Source organism: Promicromonospora sp. NPDC060204 (assembly GCF_042728455.1).
In the GTDB taxonomy this organism is placed as follows: Bacteria; Actinomycetota; Actinomycetes; order Actinomycetales; family Cellulomonadaceae; genus Promicromonospora.
This window is the reverse complement of sequence record NZ_JBHWZO010000320.1, coordinates 1-6,428: the sequence shown is the minus strand read 5'-3', so window position 1 is coordinate 6,428 and position 6,428 is coordinate 1. Positions and strand designations below refer to the sequence as shown.

The 6,428-nt window shown below is 72.2% G+C and carries 6 protein-coding genes; 2 read left to right on the top strand and 4 right to left on the bottom strand.

Annotated features, from left to right (window positions below):
- Positions 1-169: 169 nt before the first annotated feature.
- The 3 genes from ACFWEJ_RS26050 to ACFWEJ_RS26040 form a co-directional block, all read right to left on the bottom strand.
- Positions 170-2,104 carry a potassium transporter Kup gene (locus ACFWEJ_RS26050; RefSeq protein ID WP_377232078.1) on the bottom strand — a complete coding sequence of 645 codons (1,935 nt, stop codon included), beginning with the start codon at positions 2,102-2,104 and terminating at the stop codon, positions 170-172.
- Between the two features lie 113 nt (positions 2,105-2,217).
- The gene (locus ACFWEJ_RS26045) at positions 2,218-2,880 is read right to left on the bottom strand and encodes an SDR family NAD(P)-dependent oxidoreductase (protein ID WP_377232077.1); all 663 of its coding nucleotides are present in this window, start codon (positions 2,878-2,880) and stop codon (positions 2,218-2,220) included.
- A 106-nt stretch (positions 2,881-2,986) separates the two neighbouring features.
- Complete coding sequence (locus tag ACFWEJ_RS26040; protein ID WP_377232076.1) at positions 2,987-4,504, bottom strand: MFS transporter; 1,518 nt, start codon at positions 4,502-4,504, stop codon at positions 2,987-2,989.
- Between the two features lie 101 nt (positions 4,505-4,605).
- Here ACFWEJ_RS26040 and ACFWEJ_RS26035 point away from each other — a divergent pair, with 101 nt between their 5' ends.
- The gene (locus ACFWEJ_RS26035; protein ID WP_377232075.1) at positions 4,606-5,166 is read left to right on the top strand and encodes a TetR/AcrR family transcriptional regulator; all 561 of its coding nucleotides are present in this window, start codon (positions 4,606-4,608) and stop codon (positions 5,164-5,166) included.
- Between the two features lie 37 nt (positions 5,167-5,203).
- Here the strand turns inward: ACFWEJ_RS26035 and ACFWEJ_RS26030 are convergent, their stop codons facing one another.
- Positions 5,204-5,632: a winged helix-turn-helix transcriptional regulator gene (locus ACFWEJ_RS26030; protein ID WP_377232074.1), complete on the bottom strand. Its 429-nt coding sequence runs from the start codon at positions 5,630-5,632 to the stop codon at positions 5,204-5,206.
- 171 nt (positions 5,633-5,803) lie between these two features.
- Here ACFWEJ_RS26030 and ACFWEJ_RS26025 point away from each other — a divergent pair, with 171 nt between their 5' ends.
- On the top strand, positions 5,804-6,361 hold the full coding sequence (locus ACFWEJ_RS26025; RefSeq protein ID WP_377232073.1) for an NADPH-dependent FMN reductase: 558 nt from the start codon (positions 5,804-5,806) through the stop codon (positions 6,359-6,361).
- Positions 6,362-6,428: the final 67 nt, after the last annotated feature.

The following is a 6,428-nucleotide window of genomic DNA, read 5'->3' as shown; positions in this document are numbered from 1 at the left end:
GGCTGTGCGTGGACGAGTCCCACGCACAGCAACACACCTCGTTGTCGTACGGCCGCCCTGGCGCGACCCCGGAGCCCCCGCAACTAAGCCTCATGTTGAGGTTCAGGGTTTGGCCAAGGCTCGGGTTCAGGTCGAGGTCGAGACTCGACGGACCGGGGCCGCTGCGTCGCTAGACGTCGACGTGGGACCCGAGCAGCACCGTGCGGTCGCGGGGCAGGTTGAAGTGCTCGGCGGCGTCCGCCGTGATGTACGACGTCGCGATGAACAGCCGCTTGCGCCAGGCCGGCATCCCCGGCTCCTTGCCGAGCCGGAGCTGGATGCGGGACAGGAAGTACGTCGCGTTGTCCAGGTCGAGCCGGCCCTCGGTGTCCTCCGGCCCGAGCTGGGCCAGCGCCGCGGGCACGTCCGGCCGTTCGTCGTACCCGAACCGCACGGTGAGGTGCGTGATGCCGTCCCGGCCCTCGCCGAGGTGCTCGACGACCACGCGGTCCTCGTCCGTCAGACGCGGCACGATGGCGACGTCGACCGCCACGACCGCCACCTGCTCGTGCCGCACGTGGTTGTGCTCGACGTTCGCGCGCAGCGCGAGCGGCGCCGTCTCGCTCCCGCGGTTGAGGAAGATGGCCGTGCCGCTGACCACCTGCACGGGAGCCTTGCGGGTCCGCAGCCCGTCCACGAAGGCGCGCAGCGACCCCTCCATGGCCTCGCGCTTGGCGCTGACGATCTCCCGCCCGCGCTGCCAGGTGGTCATGACGGTGAACGCGGTCACCGCGATCACGAGTGGCAGCCACGCGCCGTGCACGAGCTTGGTCAGGTTCGCCGCGAGGAACAGCAGGTCGATCGTCAGCAGCACCACGGCCATCGACGCCAGCACCCACTTCGGCACGTTCCACGTCTTCCAGGCCACGTAGAAGAACAGCGTCGTCGTGATCGTGATGGTGCCGGTCACGGCCATGCCGAAGGCGTAGGCCAGCGAGGCCGAGTTGCGGAACGCGAAGACCAGGGTGAGCACCGAGACCATGAGCAGCCAGTTGATCCACGGCACGTAGATCTGGCCGCGCTCGGACCGGGAGGTGTGCAGGATCCGCAGGCGCGGCAGGTAGCCGAGCTGCGCGGCCTGGGCCGTCACCGAGAAGGCGCCGGTGATGACGGCCTGGGACGCGATCACGGTCGCGGCGGTGGCCAGGACCACCATCGGGATCAGCGCCCAGTCCGGCGTCAGCAGGAAGAACGGGGCCGACAGGTTGGCGCGGTCCTGGAGGATCAGCGCGCCCTGGCCCATGTAGCTCAGGGTGCACGCCGGGAGCACCAGGAAGATCCACCCGACCGAGATGGGCCGGCGGCCGAAGTGGCCCATGTCGGCGTACAGCGCCTCGGCGCCCGTCACGGACAGCACGATCGCGGCGAGCGCGAAGAACGCCAGGTCGAACCGGCCGGCCAGGAAGCCCAGGGCGTACGTGGGCGAGAGCGCCTTGAGGATGCCGGGCTCACTCGCCACGCCCCAGATGCCGCACGCGCCGATCGCGACGAACCACGTGATCATCACCGGGCCGAACAGCCGGCCGACGGCCGCCGTCCCGAACTTCTGCGCGGCGAAGAGGAGCACGATGATCACGGCGGTGACCGGGACGATCCAGCCCTCGAACTCGGGGTTGATGATCTTCAGGCCCTCGACCGCCGAGAGCACGGAGATGGCCGGCGTGATCATGCTGTCCCCGAGGAACAGCGCGGCGCCGAACAGGCCGAGCCCGGCCAGCGTGAGGGTGATTCGCGTGGACCCGTTCTTCGCCCACCGGCGCAGCAGCGTGATCAGGGCCATGATGCCGCCCTCGCCGTCGTTGTCGACCCGCATCGCCAGCAACACGTACGTGATGGTGACGATGAGCATCACCGACCAGAAGATCAGCGAGACGACGCCGTAGACGTTCTCCGTGGTGGCCGGCACCGGGTGCGGGTCCGCCGGGTTGAAGACCGTCTGGAGGGTGTAGATCGGGCTGGTGCCGATGTCGCCGAACACGACGCCGAGCGCGCCGACCACGACGGCGAGCCGCAGGGCCTCCGCGGGTCGCGGGACGAGGCCGGGCGGGCGGATTGCAGTAGTCACCCGTGGAACCTAAGGCGGATACCGCGTGGCACGCGCGGCATTGACGGTTTCTTAACACCCTCCGCGTCACACCGCGGGCGTCGGGCCGGGCCTGGCCCGACGCCGCCAGGGGCTCAGTCGAGCGGCGAGAGGAACTCGCGGAACTCGCCGGGCGTGGTGTGCAGGCCCCAGATGCGCTCGGCGACGGCGTCAGGGCCTCGTTCAGGATCGTCGGCGGGTATTGCGCCGGGGATCACGAGCTGCCTTACCCGGATGCCCTCGGGCTCCAGGGCGTCGTGCAGCATCTGCCCGTAGGCGCTCTCCCCGGCGAAGCCGATGGACGTGCCCGCGTACCCGGCGCGCGGGCGCACCGACGTGCCGCCGTTGATGAGCACGACCGTGCCGGTGCCCGCCTCCCGCATGCCGGGCAGCACCGCGTTCACGGCGGCCACGGGACCGAGCACGGAGAACCGCACGGCCTCCAGGATGTCCGCCGCGGGGGTCTCCGTGACGGGCCGCAGGTAGTGGCGGGCGGGCAGCGGGCTGTACTGGAGCACGGAGACCGGCCCGAGGTCGGCGGCCGCCGCGGCCAGGGCCGCCGCGAGCGCGTCGGCGTCCAGCACGTCGGCCGCGTAGCCCCGGGCGGTGACGCCGTCGTCCGCCAGCTCGGCGGCGAGCGCGTCGACCTTGTCCTGGTTGCGGGAGATCAGCGCGACCGCGAAGCCCTCGCGCGCGAAGCGCCGCGCGACGGCCTGGCCGACGCCGGGTCCTGCGCCGATGATGGCGATGGTGGACATGCGACGAGTCCTCTCGTAGGTGTCGCTCGAAGGTGTCGCCTCGACGCTACGTCCGGTGGGGCGGGTGGGCCAGGCACTGTCAGGGCACCCCTCGTCGGCCGCGTCCTCACCGCTCGTTCGGGATGAGCCGCCAGGCCACCACGGCCGCGACCGCGACCAGCACCGCCGCCACCACGCACGTCGTCTGCAGCGACGCGACGAACGCCTCGCGCGCCGCGTCCAGCACGGCGGCCTCCAGCCCGGCCGCCTGCTCCCCCGCCACGGCGACCGCCGAGGCGAGCGAGTCGCCGGCCTGGGCCGCGGCGTCGGGCGAAAGGGCGGCGGGCAGGGCGACCCGGCCCTGGTAGCCGAGGGTGACCAGCGAGCCGAGCACGGCGACGCCCAGCGCGACGCCGAGCTCGTACGCCGTCTCGGAGATCGCCGAGGCCCCGCCCGCCTTGGCGGGCGGGACGGCGGAGACCACGGCGTCCGTGGTGAGCGTCATCGCGAGCCCCACGCCGAGGCCGGCCGGGACCAGGGCGAGCGCGAGCCACACGTAGTGGTCGGCGCCCTCGGCCACGGCGATCGCGACCATGCCCAGCGCGGTGACCGTCAGCCCGAGCGCGATGGCGCGGCCCCGCCCGAACTTCCGGAGCGACCAGCCCACCACCACGACCACCGCGATGGACGCGAGGGTGGCGGGCAGCTCCGCGACGCCCGCGACCAGCGGCGAGAACCCGCGCACGAGCTGCAGGTACTGCGAGAAGAAGAACAGCATGCCGGTCAGCGCGAAGATCGCGATCAGGTTGGCCGCCACCGCCCCGCTGAACGCCGGCACCTTGAACAGGCCGACGTCGAGCAGCGGGCCGCGGCCGTCCGCCGCGAGCCGGTTCTGCCGCCGCACGAACCAGACGCCGGAGCCCACCGCGAGCGCCAGCACGCCGATCGCGAGTGCGTCGACGCCCTCGGACGCGGCGTGCTTGATGGCCCAGACCAGGGGCATGACGGCGGCGAACGAGAGGAGCACGGACAGCAGGTCGAGGCGGCCGGGGTGTGGGTCCTTGGCCTCGGGCAGCAGCACGGCGCCGGCGACCACCAGGACCAGCACGACCGGCACGTTGACGAGGAAGACCGAGCCCCACCAGAAGTGCTCCAGCAGCAGCCCGCCGACCAGCGGCCCGACCGCGGCGCCGCCGCCCGCCGCGGCGGACCAGACGGCGATGGCGCGGCTGCGCTCGGCGGCGTCGGGGAACAGCGTGCGGATGAGGGAGAGCGTCGAGGGCATGATCGTGGCGCCGGCCACGCCGAGCAGCAGGCGGGCGGCGATCAGGGTCTCCGCGTTGGGCGCGAAGGCGGCCAGGGCCGAGGCGACGCCGAACGCGGTGGCGCCGATGAGCAGCAGGCGCTTGCGCCCGATCCGGTCGGCCAGGGTGCCCATGGTGACCAGGAGCCCGGCGATGGCCAGCGAGTAGATGTCGCCGATCCACAGGACCTGGGTGGCGGTGGGCGCGAGGTCGCGCGTGAGCGACGGCACGGCCAGGTAGAGCACGGTGCCGTCGATCGCCAGCAGGCCGACCGCCAGCACGAGGACGGCGAGCGCGGCCCACCGGCGGCGCACGGAGAGAAGGGGAGCAGGAGCGGTCACCCGCGTAACTGTACCGTCTAGCCGGTACAGTTTTCTAGGACGGGGCCTGTGACGCGGCCTATAGTGCGTGCCGGGCAGTGCGACGGACACGGGAGGTGGCGATGGGCAGGACGGCGGGCAGGAGCCCGGAGCAGACGCGCGCGGCGATCCTGGACGCGGCGAGCCGGCTGGTCCGCGAGCGCGGGGTATCCGCGAGTCTGGACGACGTCGCGCGCCGGGCGGGCGTGTCCAAGGGCGGGCTGCTCTACCACTTCGCGAACAAGCACGACCTGCACCTCGCGCTGGCGACCGACTGGCTGGAGCGGTTCCGCACCGCGGTGCTCGCGGCGATCCCGGCCGACGACGACGCCCCCGGCCGCCTCACCCGCGCCTACGTGCGCGTCTCGATCGACGGAGCCCTGGACGCCGCGGCCTCGCGCGACGCGCTCGTGGTGATCGCGCACCTGTCGAGCGTGGACGCCGTCATCGACCTGGCCCGGGCCGACGCGCGACGCTGGAACGACGACCTCCGGGCGGACGGCCTGCCCGCGGACGTCCTGTCGCTCGTGGTGGCGGCGGCGGACGGCGCGAGCGCGCAGCCCGCCTGGGGCGGCGAGCCGACGCCTCAGGAGCTGGCCCGGCTGCGCGAGCAGCTGCTGGCGCTCACCGCGTCCCGGGACTGACGCCGGCAGGCAGTGCCGCCGAGGGACGGCACCGCCGTCAGACCGCGTCGCTCCCCCGGTCGAACCGGGCGCGGCTCTCCCGCAGCTGCTGCCCGTGGTCCTGCGCCCAGTCCACGAAGCCGTGTGCCAGGTCCATGAGCTTCCAGCCGAGCGGGGTCAGCTCGTACTCGACGCGCGGCGGCACCTCGGCATAAGCGGTGCGGGTGATCATCCCGTCGCGCACCAGGCCGCGGAGGGTCTTGCTCAGCATCCGGTGCGAGACGCCTGCCACGACCTCCTGGATGGCGGAGAACCGCTGCGGGCCGTCGGAGAGGGACGCAACCACGAGCAGCGTCCACCGGTCGGCGACCTGGCCCATGAGGTCCCGGGTCAGCTCGTGCGTCTCGCTGTCGCACGGCGAGTCGGGCCCCCCGGGCATCCGTGCCGCCAGGCCGTCCAGACGCGTGTCACGCGAGATCCGCACCATGCCGCATTGCTTCCTCTCCGGTTACCGACGCACTCCGAAGTGCGTCTTCGAAAGCTGGATTACCCGCGTTTCCGCACGGTTGTGTCACGTGGACCAACCACCCCGGCCCCGCGTTCGTTCCCGCGCCCGGGCGGGTCCACCGACAGCACTCACGGAAGCGAAGGACGAGCAATGCTCAAGATCGGAATCATCCTCGGCAGCACCCGCCCCGGCCGGAACGGCGAGGCCGTGGCCAAGTGGGTCTACGAGATCGCGTCGCAGCGCACGGACGCCGAGTTCGAGCTCGTCGACCTGGCGGACTACCCCCTGCCGCACCTCGACGAGCCCATGTCCCCGGCCATGGGCCAGTACGCCCACGACCACACCAAGGAGTGGGCCGCCAAGGTGGCCGAGTTCGACGGCTACGTGTTCGTGACGCCGGAGTACAACCACTCCACCTCGGGCGTGCTCAAGAACGCCCTCGACTTCGTCTACGGCGAGTGGAACAACAAGGCGGCCGGCATCGTCTCCTACGGCGGCGTCGGCGGCGCCCGCGCCGCGGAGCACCTGCGCCTCATCCTCGCGGAGCTGCAGGTCGCCACGGTGCGGCAGCAGGTCGCGCTGTCGCTGATCACCGAGTTCGAGAACTACTCGGTGTTCAAGCCGGGCGAGCACCTGACCCCGGCGCTGGACACGCTGCTGGACCAGACGGTCGCCTGGTCCGCCGCGCTGGAGCCGCTGCACGCCTGACCCGCGCAGCAACCACTCGTTGAGTGCGGGGTATCTGCGCTTCTGAGCGGTCCAGAAGCGCAGATAC

Coding starts and splice junctions, on each gene's coding strand:
- ACFWEJ_RS26045 (WP_377232077.1), bottom strand. CDS start 2,880: ATGTCCACCATCGCCATCATCGGCGCAGGACCCGGCGTCGGCCAGGCC.
- ACFWEJ_RS26035 (WP_377232075.1), top strand. CDS start 4,606: ATGGGCAGGACGGCGGGCAGGAGCCCGGAGCAGACGCGCGCGGCGATC.
- ACFWEJ_RS26030 (WP_377232074.1), bottom strand. CDS start 5,632: ATGGTGCGGATCTCGCGTGACACGCGTCTGGACGGCCTGGCGGCACGG.
- ACFWEJ_RS26025 (WP_377232073.1), top strand. CDS start 5,804: ATGCTCAAGATCGGAATCATCCTCGGCAGCACCCGCCCCGGCCGGAAC.